Genomic DNA, 24,195 nt, shown 5'->3' with positions numbered 1-24,195 from the left:
GCGCCGTGAGACGCCGCACAGTAAACGCCACACCAGAGGCCCTGCGCCACCGAATGGACATTATTCAACTTGTTCAGCTGACGTATCGCCAGGTGAGCGGTTGACAACGATCTGACACACCGTCCGGAAGGGGCCCGCGGACGGCGCGCGGCGGCGCGCAAACGCGCTGGTGAGGTAAGGAGAACCTATGGAAAAGAACAATCACGGAGAGTCGCCGGTCGCGGGGCTGCTGCTCGCGGCTGGCGGAGGGCGGCGGCTGGGCGGCCGGCCGAAGGCACTGCTGCCGTACCGGGAGCGTCCGCTGGTGGAGCACGCCGTGCGCTCGCTGCGGGAGGGCGGCTGTGAACAGGTGTACGTGGTGCTCGGCGCCGCCGCCGACGAGGTACGGGCCCGCGCCCGACTGCCGGGCTGCGTCCTGGTCGACAACCCCGAGTGGGCCGGCGGCATGGGTTCCTCGCTCCGGGCCGGGCTGGCCTCGCTGACGGCGGCCGGCACGTACCGCGCCGCGCTGCTGATGCTGGTCGACCAGCCGGGCATCGGCCCGGCCGCCGTGTCACGGGTCCGGGCCGCCTACCGCTCCCCCGGCACGCTCGCGTCCGCCTCCTACGGAGGCGAGCGCGGCCACCCGGTACTGCTCGGCGCGGACCACTGGGCCGGGATCGCCACGGATGCGACGGGCGATCAGGGGGCACGCGGATATCTGAGATCCCGTGCGCGGGACATCGTTCCCGTCGAGTGCGGGGATGTCGCGGACGCGTACGACATCGACACGGAGGAGGATCTGTCGCACCTTGAGCAAGGACGGTGGCACTGAGCGCCGCGGTCTCTCGCCCCGGAGAATCTCGACATCAACAAACCATTGAACTTCCACCATGAGGAAACTACTATCCACAGGTCAGAAGCGCCCGACCCCCCGGAAGGCGCCCGTGACCGCAGGCCGGAGCCCCGGCACCCAGTGCCCCCACGGTGACCCGGCGGTCTCTGCCGGAGGCCGCCCGTCGAAGGAGTGACAGCTCATGTCCGCACCAGCGCCGTCCCCGCTGGCCGTCGTCGACGCCGACACCCTGCCCCGGCAGGACGAGGTCCTCACCGACGCGGCCCTCGCCTTCGTGGCCGAGCTGCACCGGCGGTTCACCCCCCGGCGTGACGAGCTCCTGGTCCGCAGGACCGAGCGGCGTGCGGAGATCGCCCGCACGTCGACGCTGGACTTCCTGCCGGAGACCGCGGCCGTACGCGAGGACGACTCCTGGCGGGTCGCGCCGGCCCCGGCCGCGCTGGACGACCGCCGGGTGGAGATCACCGGGCCGACCGACCGCAAGATGACGATCAACGCGCTCAACTCCGGCGCGAGGATCTGGCTCGCGGACTTCGAGGACGCCTCGGCTCCCACCTGGGAGAACGTCATCACCGGCCAGCTCAATCTGATGGACGCCTACGCGCGCAAGGTCGACTTCACCGACCCGGCGTCCGGCAAGTCGTACGCGCTGAAGGCCGCCGACGAGCTCGCGACGGTCGTCACCCGCCCGCGCGGCTGGCACCTGGACGAGCGCCACCTCCGCTTCGGCGACCGCGCGGTCCCCGGCGCGCTGGTCGACTTCGGGCTCTACTTCTTCCACAACGCCAAGCGCCTCATCGAGCTGGGCAAGGGCCCGTACTTCTACCTCCCGAAGACCGAGTCGTACCTCGAGGCGCGGCTGTGGAACGACGTGTTCGTCTACGCCCAGCAGTACCTGGGGATCCCGCAGGGCACCGTCCGCGCGACCGTACTGATCGAGACCATCACCGCGGCCTACGAGATGGACGAGATCCTGTACGAACTCCGCGACCACGCCTCCGGGTTGAACGCCGGCCGCTGGGACTACCTCTTCTCGATCGTCAAGAACTTCCGTGACGGCGGGGCCAAGTTCGTCCTGCCGGACCGCAACGCTGTCACGATGACGGCCCCGTTCATGCGCGCGTACACCGAACTCCTCGTCCGTACCTGCCACAAGCGCGGCGCCCACGCCATCGGCGGCATGGCGGCGTTCATCCCCTCCCGGCGCGACCCCGAGGTCAACGAGGTCGCCTTCGCCAAGGTCAAGGACGACAAGGACCGCGAGGCGGCGGACGGCTTCGACGGCTCCTGGGTCGCCCACCCGGACCTGGTCCCGATCGCGCTGGCCTCCTTCGACGCGGTCCTGGGTGAGCGCCCGAACCAGAAGGACCGGCTGCGCGAGGACGTCTCGGTGACGGCGGCCGAGCTGATCGCGATCGACTCCCTCGACGCCCGGCCCACCTACCAGGGCCTGGTCGGTGCGGTCCAGGTCGGCATCCGCTACATCGAGGCCTGGCTCCGCGGCCTCGGCGCCGTCGCCATCTTCAATCTGATGGAGGACGCGGCGACGGCGGAGATCTCCCGCTCCCAGATCTGGCAGTGGATCAACGCGGGGGTGGTCTTCGAGAACGGCGAGACGGCCACCGCAGATCTGGCCCGCAAGATCGCCTCGGAGGAACTGGCGGCGATCCGCACGGAGATCGGCGAGACCGCGTTCACCACGGGGAAGTGGCAGCAGGCGCACGACCTGCTGCTGACCGTGGCCCTGGACGAGACGTACGAGGACTTCCTGACCCTGCCCGCGTACGAACAACTGCGGGGCTGAGCCGCCGCCGCGCCGTCCACCGCCGGCGCTCCCGATGTTCACCCGGCGCCGGGTGAGACCGGGCCCGCACGGGGTATTGTCCCCCCGCCATCACTCGCGGGGGGACAGATGAAACGGTGGTCGAACGAAGGCCCGGACGGTCCGCGCCCGATGACACCGGCCCTGCGGGTGGAGATCAGATCCGACCTCAACCACGCACGGGGACGGATGGTCCACGGGGTCGTCCTGACCGCCCTGGGTGTCGGGATGAACATCTGGATGTACGTCAACGGCATCGGCCACGCAGCCGTCCTCGGCGGCGGCCTCGCCCTGGGCCCCTTGGTGTTCCTCGGCGGCTACCTCTCCGACCTGCGCATACGCCGCTATCTGCGCAGGCACGACGTCTCGGTCTGAGCCGTCGGGGACTCGGGGCAGCGCGAGCCCGGATCCGGCCCCCGGCTGGCGATGAGTTCTGGACGGTGGTGGGGTCTACCCCGCATGAACACCGATACCGATACACGGTTTCCTGACCACGGCCCCGTCTGCCGCAGCATCGCCGGGCTGCTCGACGGCATTGACGAGAAGCACCTCGCGTCGCCCACACCCTGCCCGGAGTACACCGTGCGGGAGCTGCTCGCGCATCTGGTCGGGCTGACCCTCGCCTTCCGGGACGCCGGGAAGAAGGAGCTGGGGGCGACGACCGACTCGTCCCCCGGCGAGGCGCTGCCCCAGCTGGAGGACGGCTGGCGCGGTGCGCTGCTGACACAGATGGACGGGCTCGTCGAGGTCTGGCGGTCGCCCGATGCCTGGCAGGGCTTCACCCGGGCCGGCGGGGTGGATCTGCCGGGCCAGGTGGCGGGGATCGTCGCGCTGAACGAGCTGGTGGTGCACGGCTGGGACCTGGCGCGCAGCACCGGTCAGGCGTACGAGATCGACCGGGCGAGCCTGGAGGCGACGCTCTCCTTCCTCGAACCGGCGGCGGCGAGCGCCGAGACGGGTGACGGGCCCGAGGGGCTGTTCGGCCCGCCGGTCCGCCTGCCGGACGACGCGCCGCTGCTCGACCGGGTCATCGGGCTGAGCGGACGCCGCCCGGACTGGCGGCCCGGGGAGTAGCCCACCGATCGGAGCGGCGCGGCCCGGGGGACGCGCCGCCCCAGGTCGTGACTTCAGAGTCCCGCCCGGCCCGCGGGCGGACGGCGCTACGTCGAAGACACAACCTGGGCCGTACGCAGCAGCGCCCTTGCCTCCTCCCGGAAGCGGGCGTCCGCGCGGACCGGGTCCTGGGAGAGACCGGGTATGAAGACGTGGGTGTCCCGTTCCGCGAGGCTGGTCAGTCGGCGGAGCTGATCCGGCGTCAAGTTCTCCGCGCCGACGGCCCGTAGGACCTCCAGAGCCGTGCAGGGCTCGGAGTCGGTCTCGGCCGATGCCAGTGCCGCGTCCGCGAGCCGGGTGAGGTCCTGGTTCGCCGGGTCGACGGCGAGGAGGGCGAGTGCCGCTGCCGCCGCGTAGTCGCCGTGGTCGAGTTTGCGTTCCAGGATCGGGGCGAGCGGGCGGCCCTGCTCGCCGAGCGCGCCCGCGGCTCGCGCCGCGCGGACGTTCTGCCAGCGCATCCAGTCGCCGTCGGCCGACTCCAGCACTCCGGCGATGATCGGCAGGGCCTCGTCCGCGCTGCCCGTGAGCCGCCACAGCGCGCGGGCGATCTCCGTGTCCGCGTCGAGGCGGGGCGTGTCGCGCTTCCGCTCCGCGGAGCCGGACTCGGATCCTGACGGCTTGCGGGCGGCGTCGCTCAGTGCGGCCCGCAGATACGGCAGCAGTTCCGGCGCCCGCGAACTGTCCAGCTCCGCCGCGAGTTTCGCCGCCTCGGCCAGATCACGCCCGCCGGAGACCAGGGCGTCGGTGACGGCCCGTACCAGTGTCTCCGTCTCCCCGGTGAGACGACGCAGCGCCGAGCCCACTTCGAGCGGGCTCTGGTCGGCGAGGTCCGCCGCGCGCACGGCCACGGCGACGCGCTCCCGTTCCTCCGGTGGGCAGATGGCGGGCAGGGCGCGCAGGGCGACGAAGGGATACCGGTCCAGGGCGGCGAGCAGGTCCGGCACGGCCGGTGCCGCCCGTCGCCCCCACCGCGCCAGGATCAGGCCGAGGTGGATCGACTCGTTCCACGGGATGTCGCCGTCCGCCAGCCGGGCCCGGATCGCGTCCAACAACTCCGGTACGTAAGGGAAGGCGCCCGGGTCCTCCTCACCGGCGGCCGCCTCCCATCCCCCCGCGTTCGTCTTCGCCGCCTCGTCCAGCGCCCTCGGCCGGATCGCCAGGTCCGCGGCCAGCAGTGGCGCCGCCTGCTCGGGGGCCACCGCGACCAGTGCCGCCAAGGCGCGGTCGGCCAGCTCTCCGCCGGAGGCGGCGATGGCCCTAAGCGCGGGGGCGGCCGGCGCCGCGTGCTCGCCGAGCTGCTTGACCAGTGGGAGTACGCCGCCCGCCGTCGCCGGATCGCCGAGCAGCACGGTCAGCGGCCGGGCGAGACGGGCGGCCGCGGCGCGGGAGACCTGGCAGGCGTGCTCGGCCGCCGCCACCGCCTCGTCGCGCGCGTCGGCGTCCGGATGCCCCAGTCCGGCGTCGACCAGCGTGAACGCCGCCTCCCGCGCCTCGTCCGTGTCCCGGTCCAGCAGCCCTTCGACCACATACCGCAGCGGCTCGGCCTGCTCCTGGTCGAACCTCTCCGCGACCAGCGGCGCGGCGGGCAGCAGAGCGATGCACGCCTCGTGATGGACCCCGGTCCACGGCAGGTCCGCGTCCACGCACGCCAGCAGCGCGGCCAGCCGCACCGGCGCCGCCGCGGGCTCGTCCGCGGCTTCAGCCGCCGCCGCGCCGTCCCGCGTGCCGGCACCGAGCACGGACCGCTCGAACTCCCCCGCGCCCGCCGGATCGAGCCATACCGCCCCGGCCAGCGCCTCCGCGCGCACCAGCGGATCCAGCTCCTCCTCCCAGCACCGCCGCAGTGCCGGAAGCACCTGCTCCGCCGCGCCCGTCCTGGCCGCCGCCCAGACCGCCGCCCGCCGTACGGAGCTGTCGGGCGACTCGATCAGCGGGAGTATCAGGGGCAGTTGGGCGGTCACGGCCGCCCGGCACGCGCCTGGCGTGTTACTCCGCTCGTCCTCGCTCTCGGCGATGCAGCCGAGCAGCGGAAGGAGCTCGCCCGGTCTGATGCCGGCGGCGGCGAGCCGGGCGAGATACGGCACGGCGTAGGCCGTGGCCTCGTACACCGACCCCTGGTGGACGATGTTTCCGTAGAGCTCGTACAGCGCCTCCTCCGCCTGCTCGGCGTCGTCGCTCGCCAACGCCCGGAGCTGGTCGGGGACATCCTCGGCGCCTCCGTAGGCATGCTCCCGCTCCGCCCAGGGCTGCGCGTCGAGATCGGCGAAAATCTGTACGAGATCCATGGAGGAATCCTGGCACGAGCCTCTGACAACGCGTCCCGCCGGCCGTCATGGGCGGACCGCCGACGCGTGGGCCGTGCGGGGCTGTTGACTGAGGTCGTGACCTGGGCCGGGCCGGATCCCGGGCCGTGAGGAAAGGCCGCTCCATGCCGTACGCGCTCCGCCGACCGCTGCTCGCAACTCTGGTGGCGCTCGTTCTCCTGTGCACGGCGTGCACGGCCGCCGCGCGGGAGGACACACCGACGGCGCTGGACGACCCGGCGAAGAAGGAGATCGCGATGCGGCTGGTCTCCAGCGCCGAGAACTCCTCGCTCGACTGGAAGGCCCAGTACCGCTACATCGAGGACATCGGCGACGGCCGCGGCTACACCGCCGGCATCATCGGCTTCTGCACCGGCTGCGGCGATCTGCTGAAGGTGGTCGAGCGCTACGTGGCGGCCCGGCCGGACGGCAACGTACTGGGGCCGTTCCTCCCGGCGCTCCGCGCGGTCCGCGGCGACTCGCACAAGGGCCTCGGCACCGCGTTCACCAGGGCCTGGCAGCGGGCCGCCGACGAGGATCCGGCGTTCAGGAAGGCACAGGACGACGAGCGCGACCGGGGCTACTTCGACCCCGCCGTCAGGGCGGCGAAGGCCGACGGTCTCGGCGCGCTGGGGCAGTTCGTCTACTACGACGCGTACGTGATGCACGGGTCCGGCGACACGCGCGGCCTGATCGGCTTCCGCACGATGCGTGAACAGGCCCTGCAGAAGGCCGAGTCACCGGCGAAGGGCGGGGACGAGACCGCGTATCTGAACGCGTTCCTGGACGCCCGCGTCGCCGCGATGCGGCGCGAACCGGCGCACTCGGACACCAGCCGTGTCGACACGGCGCAGCGCGTCTTCCTCGACGCGGGCAATCTGGACCTCCAGCCACCCCTCAAGTGGAAGGTGTACGGGGAGAGTTACCGCGTCGACGGGGGCTGAGGGGCGGGGGCGGCAGGCGGACCGGCCGGTCCGTCCGCGCACCGGGCGCGAACGGAGCGCGGGAGCGGCACTACCCTGCCCGTATGGCACTTGAATGGGAACAGGTAGTGGTGGACGCGGCCGACCCGGCGGCGCTGTCTCGATGGTGGGCCGATGTCCTCGGGTGGGTCGTCGTCAGTGACGGTGACGACGACGAGTACGAGATCCGCCCCGCGCCGGATCGCATGCCGGGGCTGCTGTTCGTGGCCGTCCCGGAGAAGAAGACCCTGAAGAACCGGCTCCATCTCGATTTCCGGCCCACGGACCAGGAGGCCGAGGTCCAGAAGTTCCTGTCCGCCGGCGCGGTCCACGCCGACGTGGGCCAGGGCGACGCCACTTGGGTCACCCTCGCCGACCCCGAGGGGAACGAGTTCTGCGTTCTCCGGTCGCGTGCGTCCTAGGCGCCGTCCTTACCGGTGATCAGCCGGTGTGGAGGATCCGGTAACGGCCTGGTTCCGCCGGATCCCGGTCGACGACCTGGACCGGCGCCCAGGCCCATTGCCGGACGCTGATGCCGGGCGTGCGGGAGAAGTGGATCCGCCCGCGGGTTCCTTCGACCGTGGCGCCCGGCCAGGCCTCGGCGATGAGCGCCCGGTCCGTGCCGTGCGAACGCAGCACATCGGCGAGGACGACGACCGCGTCGTACCCCTCGAACGCGACGAACGAGGGCGCTTGGGCGAGCCGCTCGCGGAGCGCCCTCTCGACCCGTACACCGAGTGGGCCGAGGCTTGCGGGCAGGTAGCGCAGGAACGGGATCGCGGCGCCGTCGTCGCCCAGCGACGCCGCCCACTCGGCGAACTCCGGCTGCCCGGCGGGGGCTCCGATCATGATCTCCGCGAGGCGCGGATCGTGGCGGACGGACTTGACGACCGGCACCGCCGGGTCCGGGTGGCCGACGAGAAGAAGGAGAGCCGTCGCGCGGCTGCCGACGAGTTCGTCGCACAGTGCCGCGGGGGTGAGCGCGCTCATGTCGAGTTCGATGACGGTGCCACCGCGCCGAGCGAGGTGTTCCCGGAGAACGCGGGTCCCGGACGCCCAGTAGACGCTAGGTGCCACCGCTACGGCGATGTGGCTGTGGCCCGCGCCGAGGAGGAAGTCCGCGTAGATCCGCCAGCCGTGGGACTGCGCGGGGGCGAGGCGCGCGACCCATTCCGTCGGCTGTTCGGTGAGCGCGTCGAGAACCGCCGACGAGCAGAGGAACGGCACGCCGAGGGCGTCGGCCCTGGCGGCGGCGGCGCGGGCGACGACGCTGTGGTACTCCCCCACCACGGCGGCCACGCCCAGGCCGGCGAGTTCGTCCACGGCCGCCGCGGCCCTCTCCGGATCGGCCGCGGTGTCACGGACCACCAGTTCAAGTGGTCGTCCGGCGATCCCGCCCGCCTCATTGACGTCGGACACGGCCAACTCAAGCCCGGCCAGCAGGTGTTGGCCCGCCTCGACCCACCCGGGCCGGGTCAGCGGGACGAGGGCGCCGAGCCGGACGGCCGTCCCGTCGCGCTCCGTCCCAGGTGGCGATGGTGGCGTACTCATGCGTGGGCGTCTCCCGACCGACGGTTCACGGGCATCGCGGCAGTATGCCCCGGGCCACGCTCCCCGCGCATCGGTGATTTCTTTGACAGGCCATGGGTGTACCTCACCGTCAACCTTCGGTAGGAAAGCTTCCTAACAGAACACCGAAACGATCGACTCCCCCCATGGAGGTCCGGTGCCAACCCCCCACACTCGTACCCGCACGTTCGGAGTGGTCCCCCGCGTCCTGCTCGGACTCGTCCTGGCCGCCGGGCCGGTGACGGCCGTCGCGCACGCCGTACCCGGTGCCGACAGCGCCGACGTCACGGCGGCGGCCGTGGCCGTGGCCGCTCCCGGCCTGGACGACCCGGCGAAGAAGGAAATCGCCATGCGGCTGGTCTCCAGCGCCGAGAACTCCTCGCTCGACTGGAAAGGCCAGTACGGCTACATAGAGGACATCGGCGACGGCCGCGGCTACACCGCCGGCATCATCGGCTTCTGCTCCGGCACCAGCGACATGCTGGACCTGGTCGAGCTCTACACCGAGCGCGAGCCGGACAACCCGCTCGCCTCCTACCTGCCCGCCCTGCGGGCCGTCGACGGGACGGACTCCCACGAAGGGCTCGACCCCGGCTACACCGACGCCTTCAAGGAGGCGGCGAGGGACCCCGCGTTCCAGGCCGCGCAGAACGACGAGCGCGACCGGGTCTACTTCGATCCGGCGGTGAACCGCGGCAAGGAGGACGGCGTCGGCACGCTCGGGCAGTTCATCTACTACGACGCGATCGTCATGCACGGCGACGGGAACTCCGACGTCAGCTTCAGCGGCATCCGGCAACGGGCGCTGAACGAGGCCCGGCCGCCGTCGGAGGGCGGCGACGAGACCGCGTATCTGAACGCCTTCCTCGACGCCCGGGTCTGGGCGATGAAACAGGAGGAGGCGCACGAGGACACCAGCCGGGTGGACACCGCTCAGCGGGTGTTCCTGGACGCGGGCAATCTCAGCCTGGACCCGCCGCTCGACTGGAAGGTGTACGGGGACGACTTCCACATCGGCTGATCCCGCGCCGTGCCGCGACGACGGCGCCGGTGGCAGAAGAACGCCGCCGCCGGCGCCGTCTCGTGGTCAGTGCGGTGTCGCGGGAGCCGGTACGCGTCCGGCCCCGCCCTTTGAAGTGTCCGCCGTGCCCTCCCGGTCCGCCGGGTCCGAACTCCCCTTCCCACCCCAGTGGTTGAACGCCAGGTTCAGCGCGATCGCCACCACACACCCGGTGCTGATCCCGGAGTCCAGCACCACCAGCAGGTCCTTCGGAAAGGCGTGGTAGAAGCCCGGCGCCGCTATCGGTATCAGCCCGATCCCCACGGCGGCGGCCACTATCAGCGCGTTCTCGCCCTTCTCCAGCGCGGCGCCCGCCAGCGTCTGGATGCCGCTCGCCGCCACCGAGCCGAAGAGCACGATGCCCGCGCCGCCGAGGACCGGCAGCGGGACGAGCGCGATCACCGAGGCCAGCACGGGGCACAGGCCCAGCAGTACGAGGATGCCGCCGCCGGCCGCGACGACGAAGCGGCTGCGGACCTTGGTCATGGCGACCAGTCCGATGTTCTGCGCGAAGGCGCTGCACATGAAGCCGTTGAAGACCGGGCTGATGGCGCTGCCCAGCGTGTCGGCCCGCAGCCCGCCCTTGATGACCCGCTCGTCCGCCGGCCGGTCCACGATCTTGCCGAGCGCCAGCATGTCGGCGGTGGACTCCGTCATACAGACGAGCATCACGATGCACATGGAGATGATCGCCGCGATCTCGAACTGCGGTGCGCCGAAGTAGAACGGCGTCGGGAAGCCGACCAGGCCCGCGTCCTTGATCGCGTCGAAGTCGGTCATGTTCATCGGGACGGCCACGACGGTGCCGACGACCAGGCCGAGCAGGATGGCGATCTGCTGGAGGAAGCCGCGCAGCAGCTTCCGCAGGACCAGCACGATCAGCAGGGTGAGACCGGCCATTCCTATGTTCTTCATGGAGCCGTAGCCGTCGGCCGTGGCATCGCCGCCCTGCGACCAGTTGAAGGCCACCGGGAGCAGTGAGACGCCTATCAGGGTGATGACGGTGCCGGTGACGACCGGCGGGAAGAACCGCACCAACTTCGAGAAGTACGGCGTGAGGACGAACCCGAGCACGCTGGCGACGATGATCGCACCGAAGATGACAGTGATGCCCTCGGCGCCGCGCTCGCGCCCGATGGCGATCATCGGCGTGACACCGGCGAACGACACACCGTTGACGAACGGCAGGCGTGCCCCGACCTTCCAGAAGCCGAGGGTCTGGAGCAGCGTGGCTATGCCCGCGGTGAAGAGGCTGGCGCCCATGAGGAACGCGGTGTCCCTGGCGTTCAGACCCACGGCCGGCCCGACGATCATCGGCGGTGCCACCACGCCCGCGTACATCGCGGCGACGTGCTGAAGGCCGCTGGTGAACATCTTCACGGGCGGGAGGGTCTCGTCGACCGGGTGCCTGCGATCCCGGCCGGGTGTCTCGTCGGGGGTGGTTACGTCTTTGCGAAGCCTGGGCCTGGCTGCCACGGATGTTCCTCCGGTCGGTTACGCGTCGGCGGTGACACGGGTGTCAGGGAGGTGCGGGGTGCGGGGGCGATCATGCGGGTGACATGCGACGTAACGAGCCCGTGTGGCGTGCACGAGTCGCTGGTTGCTCTTCGTCGCGCGGACGGGTCCCCGTTCATGTACACGAGTCACCGTCCCGGGTGGTGGCGCACCGTTGTGCGATGTGCCACCACCCGGACGCGGCTGCCAGGAGCCCCGCTCGGGCCCCGTGGCCGCCGGTCGAGGGCCGTCCCCCTCGACCGGACTTCCGGGAGGACCGGGTCGGCTCGGGCCGCGTCAGCCCGCCGCCGCGATCCGGGCGAGGCGCTGCGCCTCGGTCCGCGTGGAGCGGGCGACGGCGTCCTCGTCCACCGAGGTCAGGTGGTTGTCCTCGACGACGGTCCTGCCGTTCACGAGGGAGAGCGTGACGGGCGCGGCGGCCCCGAAGACCAGGGCGACGACCGGGTCGGCGATGGCGGAGTGGGCCAGGGTGTCCAGCTTCCACAGCACCAGGTCGGCGAGTTTCCCGGTCTCGACCGAGCCGATCTGCGCTGCCCGGCCGAGGACCTGGGCGCCGCCGTACGTGCCGAGCCGCAGCGCCTGACGGGCGTTCAGGGCGGACTCGCGGTGGGCGCCGAGCCGGTTGATGAGCAGCGCGTTGCGCAACTCGGTGTGCAGTTCGCCCGATTCGTTGGAGGCGGTGCCGTCCACACCGAGACCGACGGGGACGCCCGCCTTCAGCATGTCGGGTACGCGCGCGATCCCGGCCGCCAGGCGGGCGTTGGAGGACGGGCAGTGGGCGACGCCGGTGCCGGTGCGGGCGAAGGCGGCGATGTCGGAGTCGTTCATATGGACGCAGTGGGCCATCCATACGTCGTCCCCGAGCCAGCCGGTCGACTCGAAGTAGTCGGTCGGTCCCATCCCGAACAGCTCCTTGCAGAACTGCTCCTCCTCGACGGTCTCGCTGCCGTGCGTATGCAGCCGTACGCCCTTACGGCGCGCCAACTCGGCTCCCTGACGCATCAGTTCGGTGGAGACGGAGAACGGCGAGCAGGGCGCGACGGTGATCTGTGTCATCGCGTCGAACGAGGCGTCGTGGTAGGTGTCGACGGTCGCCTCGGTGGCGGCGAGCGCGTCCTCCAGCGACTCGACGGCGAAGTCCGGCGGCAGTCCGCCGTCGGACTGGCCGCGGTCCATGGAGCCGCGGGCGAGGGTGAACCGTACGCCGGTCTCCGACGCGGCCCCGATGATGGCGCCGGTCAGATCGCCGGAGCCGCGCGGGTACACGTAGTGGTGGTCCGTCGCCGTGGTGACTCCGCCGCGGGCCATCATCGCGAGCGAGCCCTGGGCGGCGGCGCGCACCATCGGCTCGTCGATGCGCGCCCAGGTCGGGTAGAGCGCCACGAGCCAGTTGAAGAGGTTGTGGTCGGTGGCCAGGCCCCGGGTGATCCACTGGTAGAAGTGGTGGTGGGTGTTGACCAGACCGGGGGTCAGGAGATGGCCGGTGGCGTCGACCCGCCGTACGACGTTCTCCAGGCCGCCGGGCGCGCCGCCGGCGCCCACGGATTCGATGAGGTTGTCCGCGACGACGACGTACCCGGAGGCGTACTCGGTGTCGTTCGCGTCCACGGTCGCGATGGCACAGTTCTCGATGACGATGCGCGAAGCCGCCATGGCGGGTCCTCGTTCTTCCCGTTGGGTGGACGGATCCGGGGGTCGAGCGGGGTGAGATACGGATCCGCGGTCGTGTCGGTGCGCAGATGCCCCCGCTCTTCCCCCGTATCGCCCTCGTTGTCGAGGACTTGGCCTCTGGGACGTGACGCCGGCGCGCGCGTCGGGGGTACCGCGGGTGGTGCTACAGGTTGGTCATGTCGAGCGGGATCCGCGGTTCGGCACCGTCGCGCAGCACGGTCGCCTCGATGAGACCGTACGGGCGGTCGGCGGCGAAGTAGACGGCCCCGTCGGGGGTGTCGTTCTTCAGGCCGAACGGTTCGAGGTCGACCAGGAAATGGTGGTTGTTGGGGAGCGAGAAACGGATCTCGTCGATCTCGTCGCGGGCGTCGATGATCCGCGAGCCCATCTGGTAGAGGGTCTGCTGGAGGGAGAGGGAGTACGTCTCCGCGAAGGCGTGGAGCATATGCTCGCGCGCCCGGTCGTAGGAGTTGTCCCAGTCGGGCATCGGCTCGGTGTCGTCGGTCCAGTGGTAACGCCACCTCGCGGAGACGTCGGTGGCGAGTATGCGGTCGTACGCCTCGCGGAGCGTCGTGTACTTGTCCTTGGCGTAGCCCCAGAACTCGGAGTCGGTCGAGTTCAGCACCGTCAGATCCTTGAGGCCGGAGATGATCTCCCACCTCGAGCCGTCGAAGGTGATCTGGGAGACGCGGGTCTCCTGGCCCTTGCGGACGAAGGAGTGCTTGACCTCACCGGCGCCGGGGGCCGCGATGCGCTCCCAGGCGTACTCCTCGACGCGGATACGCGCCCGGTGGATCGGGTCCTGGCTGGTGACGAAGTGCCGGGCGAGATGAATCCCGAACTGCTCGGCGGACTCGATGCCGTGCTCCTTGGCGAACGCGTACACCGTGTTCTTCGTGGTGTCGGTCGGCAGGACGTTGGCGTTGGAGCCCGAGTAGTGGACCTCCTCCATGTCGCCCGAGAGGGCGACGGAGACGTTCAGGTCCTTGATGTGGTGGGTGTCGCCGTCGCGCACGATCCTGACGACGCGGTTCTCCGCTTTGCCGTACTGGTTCTGGCCGAGAATGGTCGGCATCTGCTAGCTCCCTCGGTATACGGAGTAGCCGAACGGGTTGAGCAGCAGCGGTACGTGGAAGTGCTCGCCCGGAGAGACGGCGAAGGTGATCGCCACCTCCGGGAAGAACGCACCGCTGTCCCGTGGCGCGGGGGCGTCCTGCTGTGCCTCGGCTCGCTTCTGACTGCGGCTCGGGCCCTGTGTGTGGCCGTGGCCGTGGAAGTACGCCTCGGTCTCGAAGTCGAGACGTACATGGGTCGTTCCTTCCGGCAGCGCCGGGAGGTCTGTGCACCGCCCGTCCGCGTCGGTCGCCGACCGGCCCAGCACCACCCACTGCTCGCGGCTGCCGCCACGGGCGGAGAGCGAGACGGCGACGGACTCGGCTGGGCGTCCGACACTGGTGTCCAGGATGTGCGTGGACACCGATGCGGTGGTCTGGGTACTCAAGGGGTCACTCTCCTGCGTGTACGAGGCGGGTCAGCCGGATGCGGTTGATCTTGCCCAGCTCGGTGCGGACGACTGCCCGCTCCTGCTCGGGCGTGTTGCCGATCCGTATGCGGACCGCGTCCCGCATCTGCTCACCGGTCCTGCCGGTGGCGCAGATCAGGAAGACGTGTCCGAACCTTTCCTGGTAGGCGAGGTTCAGTTCGAGCAGTTCCGCCTTGAGCGCGTCGGACGCCCCTGCCATGCCCCGCTGTTCGCGGGCCGAGGTCGGGTCGCCCGGCTCGGGACGGCCGATGGGCGGATGCCCGGCCATCGCCTCCGCCAGATCGCCGGCGGTCAGTCCGGCGGTCGCGGTGTCACTGGCGGCGAAGAGGGTGTCGGCGGTGGTGTACGGGCGGTGGGCGAGCAGTTCGCTCCCCCACGCCGTACTGGCGCACACCTCGCGCAGTGCGGCGCGGGCCGCGCTGTCGGAGGAGGTGTTGAACCGGGTGAGGCCCGGTGGCGGGTCGGTCGTCACGGGAGCCTCCGTGGCTGTGCTTGACGGGCTGCGGGACAGCTAACGCCTTCACGAACATCACGTCAACAGTTTGTTGAAATTTTTCGGCGGACGTCCCGCCGGACCCGCCTCACCCCGGACCCGGCCCGATCAGCCCGTCTTGCGACGGGCTCGGATCGTCCCCGGCGGGCTCAGTTCGTCTCCGACCGGTTCAGATAGTTGTAGACGGTGAAACGGCTGACCCCGAGCGCGCCGGCGACGGTCTCCACCCCGTGCCGTACGGAGAAGGCCCCGCGCGCCTCCAGCGAGCGCACCACCGACTGCTTGGCCTTGCGGTCGAGTTCCGGCAGGGGCTTGCCGTGCCGGCGTTCCAGCGCGACGAGGATGTGGTCGAGCGATTCGGAGAGCTGCGGAAGGCGTACGGCGACGACCGCCTCGCCCTCCCAGTTCAGCACGACGTCGTCGGGCCGGGCCAGGTCGGGCCGTACCGTCTCCGCGCCCATGGCGTCGATGAGCGGCTTCACCGCCGCGAGGAGTGGGTGGTCGGGAAGACCGGAGGGCTCGGTCACTTCCCGTCCTCCTCCGCGATCACGTTCACCTGGAGCGAGACGCGGGTGGCGCCGGCTTCCAGGGAGCGGTGGAGCAGGGCGTCGACCGCCGAGATGACGGCCTCCGCACCGCCCTCCGCCGTGTTGCCGAACGGCCCGACGTCCACGGAGTCCAGCTCGGCCGCCTCAATGACCTCGCGGGCCACCACGGCATGGCCGGGGGCCTCGTCCAGGTCGAACGGCTCGGTCGTGAATTCCACTCTCAATCGCACTGCGCCCCCCTGGCATCGGCTCCGGTCTGCCCGTTCTCTCCGCTCTCCGGCTGAGAGGGCGCATCCGGGGCACGTGCCCACCTCGTGGTGAGCCCCGGTCGCTCCGACACGACTTTAACGGCCCCCCGGTGACCGGGCAGCGTCAGCTCACCCGCGAGGAACTCCAGCCCCAGCAGGATCGATCGCCCGGTACGCCGGTGGCCTCAGCGGCTTGGAGCTGCCTCCCGGCGCGCCGACTCGCCGGCCACACCGGTCCGCGGGGGTCCGAAAACGGGCCCGCCCTCTTGACAGCCCTCCCGAACCACAGGCAATCTTCCGTTAAGCAGAAACTAACTTCCGCGATACGGAAGGAGCGCAGAACCCCTCATGGCCCCCTTCACGAACAGGCCCGGCTCCGAGCAGCGCTTCAATGTGAACCTGTCGATCCTCTTCACCGAACTCCCGCTGCTGGAGCGTCCCGCGGCGGCGGCCGCGGCGGGCTTCACCGCCGTGGAGCTGTGGTGGCCCTGGGTCGAGACCCCCACCCCGCCGCAGGCCGAGCTGGACGCCCTGAAGAGGGCCCTCGACGACGCGGGCACCCAGCTCGTGGGACTGAACTTCTACGCCGGCCAACTGCCCGGCCCCGACCGTGGCGCGCTCTCGCTGCCCGGCGAGGAGTCGGAGCGCTTCCGCGCGAACATCGACGTGGCCGCCGGCTTCGCCGCCTCGGTGGGCTGCAAGGCGCTCAACGCGCTGTACGGGAACCGCGTGGAGGGTGTCGACCCGCGCGCGCAGGACGAACTCGCCCTGGAGAATCTGGTCCTCGCCGCCCGCGCGGCCGACCGGATCGGGGCCACCCTGCTGGTCGAGGCGCTCAACAGGCCCGAGTCCCCGCACTATCCGCTCGTCAGCGCCGAGGCCGCGGTCGACGTCGTGGACCGGGTCAACGCCGCGACGGGTCTCGGCAACGCCGCGTTCCTCCTCGACATCTACCACCTGTCGATGAACGGTCTGGACGCCGAAGCGCTGACCGCGGTCATCGACACGTACGCCGACAGGACCGGTCACGTACAGATCGCCGACAACCCCGGCCGGGGCGCGCCCGGCACCGGCACGCTGCCGCTCCAGGACCTGCTCGACCGGCTGCGCAAGGCCGGTTACGAGGGCTGGGTCGGGCTTGAGTACAAGCCCGGTGACCGCCCGAGCGCCGAGTCCTTCGAGTGGCTGCCGGCCGGCGCGCGGGCGGCGCGCTGAGCCCGAGTCCGTACCTGGTCACGACACCCGGACACGACGCACACACGTAGACACACACGTATGCGAGAGAGGCACCCCCGATGAGCACTCTTCCCAAGGTGGCATGGATCGGCCTCGGCATCATGGGGTCCCCCATGGCCGAGAATTTGATCAAGGCCGGATACTCCGTGACCGGCTTCACGCTGGAGCAGGAGAAGCTGGACCGGCTGGCGGCCAACGGCGGCACGGTCGCCTCCTCGATCGCCGACGCCGTCAGGGGCGCGGATGTCGTCATCACGATGGTGCCCGCCTCCCCCCAGGTCGAGGCCATCGCCTACGGCGAGGACGGCATCCTGGAGAACGCCCGGCAGGGCGCCCTTCTGATCGACATGTCGTCGATCACCCCGCAGACGTCGATCGATCTGGCCGAGGCCGGCCGGGAGAAGGGCATCCGGGTCCTCGACGCGCCGGTGTCCGGCGGCGAGGCGGGGGCCGTCGAGGCGGTGCTCTCCATCATGGTCGGCGGTGAGCAGGCCGACTTCGACCAGGCCAGGCCGGTCTTCGACGCGCTCGGCCGGACCATCGTCCTGTGCGGTCCGCACGGCGCGGGACAGACGGTGAAGGCGGCCAACCAGCTGATCGTCGCCGTCAACATCCAGGCGTGCGCCGAGGCCGTGGTCTTCCTGGAGAAGTCGGGCGTGGACCTGAACGCCGCGCTCGACGTCCTGGCCGGCGGTCTGGCCGGCTCGACCGTCCTCGCCCGTAAGAAGGACAACTTCATCAACCGCGAGTTCGCGCCCGGCTTCCGGATCGACCTGCACCACAAGGACATGGGCATCGTCACCGACGCCGCCCGCAATGTCGGTGCCGCGCTTCCGGTCGGCGCGGTCGTCGCGCAACTGGTCGCGTCGCTGCGCGCGCAGGGTGACGGCGGTCTCGACCACTCGGCGCTCCTGCGCGGAGTGGAGCGCCTCTCCGGCCGGCAGGCCTGACCGCGGGTCCGACCCGCACGGCCCAACCGGGCCCACCGAACTCCGGGTTGTGGCGGCGCTGACACCTGTCCTGTCGCGCCCAGGCGCCGCCGCAGCCCGGGAACCACCAACCCACCGTTACGGGGGCCGACAGCCGTCCCTCCCAACGGCCCTCGTGAGGGGTGGCCGCTGGGAGGGACTTCCCCGGGACCGCGGCGGCGCGCGAGCCAGTGCGGTGGCAAGGGGAGCGCCGGTCACCCTCCTGACCAAGAGGAGGGCCGGCCGGCGCTCCCCGTCGCCGTCGCCGCGGTCCCACAGCCTCCCTGCGAGGCTCCGTCAACGCCGTCCGGCGGTGCGAAAGTCCAGTCGCGCCGGCCTCGCACCGTCGGACGGTCTCCAACTCCCGTGGCGCGCAGGAAATGCCCGGCCGATTCCTCGGCCGGGCCCTTGTGCGTTCTCGTCCGGTCGGCACACTGAAAAGATGCGTCTCGCCATATTCCTCGTGCTGACCGCGGCGGTCGTCCTGGCGGTCGTCCAGAGGAACGCCACCTGGTTGATCCCGCCGGTCGTCCTTCTCCTGCTCGTGGGACTCGATGTCTTCCGGCCCGGCAAGAACCGGAAGCCGTCAGCTCCCGTCGACGGTGCCGCCGCCGCTGCCGGGGTCGGCGTCGGCGTTGCCGGGACCGTCGCGGCCTCCAGCTGGTGGGCCGACCGCGTACCGGACGACAAGCCGGACGCCAGGGCCGCCGACAAGGACAAGGACGGGGGCAAGGACGGCGGCGGAGCGGGCTGCGGCGGCGGGTGCGGCGGTTGCGGAGGATGTGGCTGTGGCGGCTGACCTCCCGGTCCCCGCCCAAGTCCAGTCCCAAGTCCAGGTCCAGTTCCAGGGGACGGCAGCGGCCCCCCGCACCGGAGTTCCGGGCGGGAGGCCCCTGAGCGGTCCTGACGAGGCGTCACACAGCCTTGTCCACAAGCGGCTTGATCTCCGTCGGCGCGTGGCCGGGCTCGGTGGCGAGCTCCTCCCACTCGTTCACCTTGTCGATCCGCACACCCATCGAGATGTTCGTGATCCGCTCCAGGACCGCCTCGACCACCACCGGCACCCGGTACTCCGCCGCGAGCTTCTTGGCCTCCTCGAAGGCCGGCAGCAGCTGGTCGGGCTCGGTGACCCGGATCGCCTTGCAGCCCAGGCCCTCGACGACCTTGACATGGTCGACGCCGTAGACGCCCAGCTCCGGTGAGTTGATGTTCTCGAACTCCAGGTTGACCTGGAAGTTGATGTCGAGATTGCGCTGCGCCTGCCGGATCAGCCCCAAGTAGGCGTTGTTCACCAGCACATGGACGTACGGGATCTTGTGCTGCGCGCCGACGGCCAGCTCTTCGAGCATGAACTGGAAGTCGTAGTCGCCGGAGAGCGCGACGACCGTCGTGTCCGGGTCGGCCTTCGCGACACCGAGCGCGGCGGGGATCGTCCAGCCGAGCGGTCCGGCCTGGCCGCAGTTGATCCAGTGGCGCGGCCGGTAGACGTGCAGCATCTGCGCGCCGGCGATCTGCGAGAGCCCGATGGTGGTGACGTAGCGGGTGTCCGCACCGAAGGCGCGGTTCATCTCCTCGTACACCCGCTGCGGCTTCAGCGGCACGTTGTCGAAGTGCGTCCTGCGGTGCAGGGTGCCCTTGCGCTCCAGCACGGACGCGATCCACTCCGTGCGGTCGGGCAGCCGCCCCTCCGCCTTCAGCTCCTTCGCCACCTCCACGAAGAGCTTCAACGCGTCCTTGGCGTCCGAGGCGATCCCGTAGTCCGGCGCGAAGATCTTGCCGATCTGGGTGGGCTCGATGTCGACGTGGACGAAGGTGCGGCCCTCCGTGTAGACGTCGAGCGCGCCGGTGTGGCGGTTGGCCCAGCGGTTGCCGATGCCGAGGACGAAGTCCGAGGCGAGGAAGGTCTCGTTGCCGTAGCGGTGCGAGGTCTGGATGCCGACCATGCCCGCGTTGAGGTCGTGGTCGTCGGGGATGGTGCCCCAGCCCATCAGGGTCGGGACGACCGGTGTGCCGGTCAGCTCGGCGAACTCCACCAGCAGGTCGGACGCGTCGGCGTTGATGACACCGCCGCCGGCCACGATCAGCGGGCGCTCGGAACCGGTGAGCAGCGTCAGAGCCTTCGCGATCTGCGCGCGCGTCGCGGACGGTTTGTAGACCGGCAGCGGCTCGTACGTCTCGATGTCGAACTCGATCTCGGTGAGCTGCACATCGATCGGCAGGTCGATGAGGACCGGGCCGGGACGGCCCGAGCGCATCAGATGGAACGCCTGCTGGAAGACGCCGGGGACCTGCGCGGCCTCCAGGACGGTGGTGGCCGCCTTGGTGACCGGCTTGGCGATCGACGCGATGTCGACGGCCTGGAAGTCCTCCTTGTGGATCACCGCGGTCGGGGCCTGGCCGGTGATGCACAGGATCGGGATGGAGTCACCGGTCGCGGAGTACAGGCCGGTGATCATGTCGGTGCCGGCCGGACCCGAAGTGCCGATGCAGACACCGATGTTGCCGACCTTCGTACGGGTGTAGCCCTCGGCCATGTGGGAGGCGCCCTCCACATGACGGGCGAGCGTGTGGTCGATGCCACCGGCCTGTTCGAGGGCCTTGTAGAAGGGGTTGATCGCCGCGCCCGGCACACCGAACGCGTCGGTGACGCCTTCGCGCTTGAGGATCTCAACTGCCGCTCTGGCAGCGGTCATACGAGGCATGGAGTGCTCCTGCTTCGGCCTGGTGGACTCGGGCTCTGTCGCGCCACCTGAGAGCGTCGATTCCAGTCGATTCCTTCTTTTCCATAATGCGGAAACTGTGTTCTACTATGTGGAATCAAATCTAAAGTGCCTTCCCAGCGGCGTCAAGGGATCGCCGAAGCCCCTCCCCAACGGCCGTCCGGTGATGGACGATGGGCGGCAAAAGGGGGTACCGAAGGTGGGAAAAAGCTTTCCTGTGCGCTGTCCCGACTGCGGACACAGCCATCTGTTCATGGCGCCGGCCTACCCCTGCCCCTGCGGATCGGCCGTCTCGGCGCCCCTGGTCGCGGGCGCGCCCGCGACCCGCATAGTGCGCCGCACCTGGGACGACGAGTGGGTGACCGTCAGCTGCTCCGGGTGCGGGCGGCGGGACCAGTGGCCGCACCCGGAGCTGGGCTGCCAGTGCGGGGCCATACTGCGGGTGCCGGTCAGGCCGGTGACGGCGGGCGCGACGTACGACGCCGTGCGCGCCGCCGCGCTCTATCTGCGCGCGATCGGCTTCCAGGACGTCGTACGGGCCCAGGTGCCGCCGGAGGCAGGTATCGATCTGCGCGGTCCCGGACTCGTGGCCCAGGTCGACTCGGGCGCGCGTCCCGCCGACCCGCGCGCCGTCGAGTGCCTGTGGCTCAACGCGCTGAACGAGTCGGCGGTGAGCGCCTTCTTCTCCCTGGCCGGTTACGCGGACGAGGCGCGCGACCGGGCCGACAGCCTCGGGGTTCCGCTCTTCGTCCTGGACCCGGCGGGCACCCCGCGACCCGTCAACGGCCCCGCCGCCGAGCTGGATGGCTCGCACGCCTGACCGGAACACCACAACCGCGCACGTGGTCACGCGGGCATACTCTCTCCATGCGAATCCGCCCCGCGGTCCCCGCCGACCTCCCCCTTCTCCAGGACATCGAGAGGGCCGCCGGTGAACCGTTCCGCGCCGTCGGTATGGCGGCTATCGCCGACGACGACCCCCCGGGCCTCGATCTCCTCGACCGCTATCTGCGCGCGGGCCACGCCTGGGTGACCGAGAACGCCGAGGGCCGCCCGGTCGCGTATCTGATCTACGACGAGGTCGACGGCGCCGCCCATATCGAGCAGGTCTCCGTCCACCCCGCGGCGTCGGGGCGCGGCGTGGGCCGCGCGCTCATCGAGCACCTCGCCGTACGGGCGCGGTCCGCGGGACTGGCCGGACTCACCCTCACCACCTTCGCGGACGTGCCGTGGAACGCGCCGTACTACGCCCGGCTGGGCTTCCGCACCCTCGCCGAGAACGAACTCACCGACGGGCTGCGGGAGATCAGGCGCGCCGAGGCCGCGCACGGTCTCGACCACTGGCCCCGTGTCTGCATGCGCCGTACCACCACGGCCGGTTGAGACCCGGCGGAGAGAAGTCGTGGCGCGGGCGGCACGGTTGGGTCCCGCGCGTCTCCACTCTCAGCGCAGGTCATTCTCCTCGTACTCCGCGGCCGAGCCCTCCGCCGTCCGCTCGCGCAGCTCGATCCGGCGGATCTTGCCCGAGACCGTCTTGGGCAGCTCGGCGAACTCGATCCGGCGCACCCGCTTGTACGGGGAGAGAACCGCGCGCGAGTGCGCGAAGAGCAGCTTCGCCGTGTCCGGACCCGGCTCCCAGCCGTCCGCCAGGACGACGTACGCCTTCGGCACGTTGAGCCGCACCGGGTCCGGTGCCGGTACGACGGCGGCCTCGGCCACGGCCTCGTGCTCCAGCAGCGCGCTCTCCAGCTCGAACGGCGAGATCTTGTAGTCGGACGCCTTGAACACGTCGTCGCTGCGGCCGATGTACGTGATGTAGCCGTCGGCGTCGCGCGAGCCGATGTCGCCGGTGCGGTAGAAACCGTCCGCCATGGCCTCGGCCGTACGCTCCGGGTCTCCGTGGTAGCCCGTCATCAGGCCGACCGGGGAGTGCGACAGGTCCAGGGAGATCTCGCCCTCGGCGACGCCGGGCGCTCCGGTGACCGGGTCGAGCAGCTCGACGACGTAACCGGGGGTCGGCCGGCCCATCGAACCGGCCTTGAGCAGCTGTCCCGGTGAGTTGGCGACCTGGACGGCCGTCTCGGTCTGGCCGAACCCGTCCCTGATCGTCGCGCCCCACTCCCTGCGGACGGTCTCGATGACCTCGGGGTTGAGCGGTTCACCCGCGGCGACGACCTCGCGGGGGCGGTTGCGCAGCTGGGTGAGGTCGGCCTGGATGAGCATCCGCCAGACGGTGGGCGGCGCGCAGAAGCTGGTCACGCCGGCGCGGTCCATCTCGGCCATCAGCCGGCCGGCGTCGAAGCGCGTGTAGTTGTGGATGAAGACCGTCGCCTCGGCGTTCCACGGCGCGAAGAGATTGGACCAGGCGTGCTTGGCCCAGCCGGGTGAGGAGATGTTCAGATGCACATCGCCGGGCCTGAGTCCGATCCAGTACATCGTGGCGAGATGGCCGATCGGGTACGAGACATGGGTCTGCTCGACGAGCTTGGGGTGGGCCGTGGTGCCGGAGGTGAAGTAGAGCATCAGCGTGTCGTCGGCGCGGGTGACCCCGTCGGGCTCGAAGTCCACGGGCTGCTCGTAGGACTCCTCGTACGACCGCCAGCCGGCCTCGCGGGGGCCCGAACCGCCGCCGGGGCCGCCGTCCGGGCCCCCGGCGTCAACTTCGGAGCCCTCGGCGCCGACCACGATCCGGGTGTACTCCCCCGGCACCTGAGCGAACTTCCCGGTGTCACCGGCCCGGACGATCACATGCCGCACCTGCCCCCGCCCGATCCGGTCCCGCAGGTCCAGGGGGCCGAGCAGCGGGGTCGCCGGGATGACGACGGCGCGGAGCTTCATCGCGGCCAGCGCCGTCTCCCACAGCTCCGTCTGGTTGCCGAGCATGACGAGGAGGCGGTCCCCGGCCGCCACGCCTTGGGCGCGCAGCCAGTTGGCCACCTGGTCGGACCGGGTGGACATCGCCGCGAAGGAGGTGACGCTCTCGGTGCCGTCCTCCTCGACGATGTGCAGCGCGGGCCGGTCATTGCCCTCGGCGATGACGTCGAACCAGTCGAGCGCCCAGTTGAAAAGCGCGGGCCTGGGCCAGACGAAGCCTTCGTACGCCGCGGTGTAGTCATCCCGGTGCCGCAGCAGGAAGTCCCTGGCGGCGCGGAACTGCTCGGTCGCATCGACTGCTCTCATGTGCCCTCCTCATCACTCGCCCGTTCACTAGCATCGTGTAACGAGTGATGTACGTCTCACCACCCCCCGACGGGGGTGAACCGACCGCGTCACCGGCGGAGAGACCCGAAGGACCGGGAGAAGGAAGGCGCTGTGACTGAGGCGGTCGAGGCGGTCGAGATGCGCACGGCGCTGCTGACGCTGCGCCGCGCGACGGGACTGCCGGTCGCGTTCGGCGGGCTGCTGCACGGTACGCGCCAGGTGCGCATCGCGGAGCTGAACGGCACGGCGACGAACGCGCTGCGCGGACTCGGGATCTGCGTCGGGAACGGGCTGGGCGGCAAGTCGATCGCCCTGCTGCGCCCGTGCGCGGTGACCGACTACCGGCAGGCGCGGCACATCAGCCACGAGTACGACGCCGCCGTGGCCG

The 24,195-nt window shown here is 70.8% G+C and carries 23 protein-coding genes and 1 pseudogene; 13 read left to right on the top strand and 11 right to left on the bottom strand.

Translation table 11 applies throughout. The annotated features are described in order from the left end of the window. Positions 1-187 precede the first annotated feature (187 nt). From IEY79_RS08480 to IEY79_RS08465, 4 genes are all read left to right on the top strand, one after another. Positions 188-814: a nucleotidyltransferase family protein gene (locus IEY79_RS08480; protein ID WP_189106714.1), complete on the top strand. Its 627-nt coding sequence runs from the start codon at positions 188-190 to the stop codon at positions 812-814. A 202-nt stretch (positions 815-1,016) separates the two neighbouring features. Beyond that, entirely contained in the window at positions 1,017-2,639 is a 1,623-nt protein-coding gene (gene aceB, locus IEY79_RS08475) for a malate synthase A (RefSeq protein WP_189106713.1), read from the top strand. A 108-nt stretch (positions 2,640-2,747) separates the two neighbouring features. Then, positions 2,748-3,032 carry a hypothetical protein gene (locus IEY79_RS08470; protein ID WP_229700749.1) on the top strand — a complete coding sequence of 95 codons (285 nt, stop codon included), beginning with the start codon at positions 2,748-2,750 and terminating at the stop codon, positions 3,030-3,032. Between the two features lie 84 nt (positions 3,033-3,116). After that, positions 3,117-3,731, top strand: a complete 615-nt coding sequence (locus IEY79_RS08465) for a TIGR03086 family metal-binding protein (RefSeq protein WP_189106711.1) — start codon at positions 3,117-3,119, stop codon at positions 3,729-3,731. Between the two features lie 86 nt (positions 3,732-3,817). On the opposite strand, the gene IEY79_RS08460 is transcribed toward IEY79_RS08465, so the two are convergent. Further along, positions 3,818-6,055: a HEAT repeat domain-containing protein gene (locus IEY79_RS08460; RefSeq protein WP_189106710.1), complete on the bottom strand. Its 2,238-nt coding sequence runs from the start codon at positions 6,053-6,055 to the stop codon at positions 3,818-3,820. A 143-nt stretch (positions 6,056-6,198) separates the two neighbouring features. Between IEY79_RS08460 and IEY79_RS08455 the strand changes: the two genes are divergently transcribed. Continuing rightward, on the top strand, positions 6,199-7,017 hold the full coding sequence (locus tag IEY79_RS08455; RefSeq protein WP_189106709.1) for a chitosanase: 819 nt from the start codon (positions 6,199-6,201) through the stop codon (positions 7,015-7,017). Positions 7,018-7,100: 83 nt separating this feature from the next. Next, complete coding sequence (locus IEY79_RS08450) at positions 7,101-7,457, top strand: VOC family protein (RefSeq protein ID WP_189106708.1); 357 nt, start codon at positions 7,101-7,103, stop codon at positions 7,455-7,457. Between the two features lie 19 nt (positions 7,458-7,476). Here the strand turns inward: IEY79_RS08450 and IEY79_RS08445 are convergent, their stop codons facing one another. Then, on the bottom strand, positions 7,477-8,586 hold the full coding sequence (locus IEY79_RS08445; RefSeq protein WP_189106707.1) for an ABC transporter substrate-binding protein: 1,110 nt from the start codon (positions 8,584-8,586) through the stop codon (positions 7,477-7,479). 175 nt (positions 8,587-8,761) lie between these two features. Here IEY79_RS08445 and IEY79_RS08440 point away from each other — a divergent pair, with 175 nt between their 5' ends. Further along, positions 8,762-9,625, top strand: coding sequence for a chitosanase (locus IEY79_RS08440; protein ID WP_229700748.1), 864 nt, complete (start codon positions 8,762-8,764; stop codon positions 9,623-9,625). Positions 9,626-9,691: 66 nt separating this feature from the next. On the opposite strand, the gene IEY79_RS08435 is transcribed toward IEY79_RS08440, so the two are convergent. The 7 genes from IEY79_RS08435 to IEY79_RS08405 form a co-directional block, all read right to left on the bottom strand. Then, a complete protein-coding gene (locus IEY79_RS08435; RefSeq protein WP_373292495.1) occupies positions 9,692-11,140 on the bottom strand; it encodes a nucleobase:cation symporter-2 family protein in 1,449 nt (482 codons plus the stop codon). A gap of 315 nt (positions 11,141-11,455) precedes the next feature. After that, positions 11,456-12,832, bottom strand: a complete 1,377-nt coding sequence (locus tag IEY79_RS08430) for an 8-oxoguanine deaminase (RefSeq protein WP_189106706.1) — start codon at positions 12,830-12,832, stop codon at positions 11,456-11,458. A 181-nt stretch (positions 12,833-13,013) separates the two neighbouring features. Then, a complete protein-coding gene (pucL, locus tag IEY79_RS08425) occupies positions 13,014-13,925 on the bottom strand; it encodes a factor-independent urate hydroxylase (RefSeq protein WP_189106705.1) in 912 nt (303 codons plus the stop codon). A gap of 3 nt (positions 13,926-13,928) precedes the next feature. Beyond that, complete coding sequence (uraH, locus tag IEY79_RS08420) at positions 13,929-14,351, bottom strand: hydroxyisourate hydrolase (RefSeq protein ID WP_189106704.1); 423 nt, start codon at positions 14,349-14,351, stop codon at positions 13,929-13,931. 4 nt (positions 14,352-14,355) lie between these two features. Further along, entirely contained in the window at positions 14,356-14,865 is a 510-nt protein-coding gene (gene uraD, locus IEY79_RS08415; RefSeq protein WP_189106703.1) for a 2-oxo-4-hydroxy-4-carboxy-5-ureidoimidazoline decarboxylase, read from the bottom strand. Positions 14,866-15,035: 170 nt separating this feature from the next. Next, the gene (locus tag IEY79_RS08410; protein ID WP_189106807.1) at positions 15,036-15,347 is read right to left on the bottom strand and encodes a helix-turn-helix domain-containing protein; all 312 of its coding nucleotides are present in this window, start codon (positions 15,345-15,347) and stop codon (positions 15,036-15,038) included. A 62-nt stretch (positions 15,348-15,409) separates the two neighbouring features. Continuing rightward, positions 15,410-15,664: a YkoF family thiamine-binding protein gene (locus IEY79_RS08405; protein WP_189106702.1), complete on the bottom strand. Its 255-nt coding sequence runs from the start codon at positions 15,662-15,664 to the stop codon at positions 15,410-15,412. A 366-nt stretch (positions 15,665-16,030) separates the two neighbouring features. On the opposite strand from IEY79_RS08405, the gene IEY79_RS08400 reads away from it, so the two are divergent. From IEY79_RS08400 to IEY79_RS08390, 3 genes are all read left to right on the top strand, one after another. Then, a complete protein-coding gene (locus tag IEY79_RS08400) occupies positions 16,031-16,897 on the top strand; it encodes a TIM barrel protein (protein ID WP_189106701.1) in 867 nt (288 codons plus the stop codon). 80 nt (positions 16,898-16,977) lie between these two features. After that, positions 16,978-17,868 (top strand): 2-hydroxy-3-oxopropionate reductase, encoded by an 891-nt coding sequence (locus tag IEY79_RS08395; protein WP_189106700.1) that lies wholly within the window; start codon positions 16,978-16,980, stop codon positions 17,866-17,868. A gap of 460 nt (positions 17,869-18,328) precedes the next feature. Next, positions 18,329-18,685: a hypothetical protein gene (locus tag IEY79_RS08390; RefSeq protein ID WP_189106699.1), complete on the top strand. Its 357-nt coding sequence runs from the start codon at positions 18,329-18,331 to the stop codon at positions 18,683-18,685. 115 nt (positions 18,686-18,800) lie between these two features. Here IEY79_RS08390 and gcl read toward each other — a convergent pair whose 3' ends face one another. Further along, positions 18,801-20,588: a glyoxylate carboligase gene (gene gcl, locus IEY79_RS08385; RefSeq protein WP_189106698.1), complete on the bottom strand. Its 1,788-nt coding sequence runs from the start codon at positions 20,586-20,588 to the stop codon at positions 18,801-18,803. 271 nt (positions 20,589-20,859) lie between these two features. On the opposite strand from gcl, the gene IEY79_RS08380 reads away from it, so the two are divergent. Together IEY79_RS08380 and IEY79_RS08375 are read left to right on the top strand one after the other, a co-directional pair. Next, positions 20,860-21,426, top strand: a complete 567-nt coding sequence (locus IEY79_RS08380) for a hypothetical protein (RefSeq protein WP_229700746.1) — start codon at positions 20,860-20,862, stop codon at positions 21,424-21,426. A 47-nt stretch (positions 21,427-21,473) separates the two neighbouring features. Next, a complete protein-coding gene (locus IEY79_RS08375; RefSeq protein ID WP_189106696.1) occupies positions 21,474-21,989 on the top strand; it encodes a GNAT family N-acetyltransferase in 516 nt (171 codons plus the stop codon). Positions 21,990-22,049: 60 nt separating this feature from the next. On the opposite strand, the gene IEY79_RS08370 is transcribed toward IEY79_RS08375, so the two are convergent. Next, positions 22,050-23,786, bottom strand: coding sequence for an AMP-binding protein (locus tag IEY79_RS08370; RefSeq protein WP_189106695.1), 1,737 nt, complete (start codon positions 23,784-23,786; stop codon positions 22,050-22,052). 159 nt (positions 23,787-23,945) lie between these two features. On the opposite strand from IEY79_RS08370, the pseudogene IEY79_RS37275 reads away from it, so the two are divergent. Then, positions 23,946-24,195, top strand: a pseudogene (locus tag IEY79_RS37275) (helix-turn-helix transcriptional regulator); the annotation flags it as partial.

Source organism: Streptomyces camponoticapitis (assembly GCF_014646115.1).
In the GTDB taxonomy this organism is placed as follows: Bacteria; Actinomycetota; Actinomycetes; order Streptomycetales; family Streptomycetaceae; genus Streptomyces; species Streptomyces camponoticapitis.
Note: the sequence above shows the minus strand (reverse complement) of the source record. Positions and strands in the feature narration are given on the sequence as shown.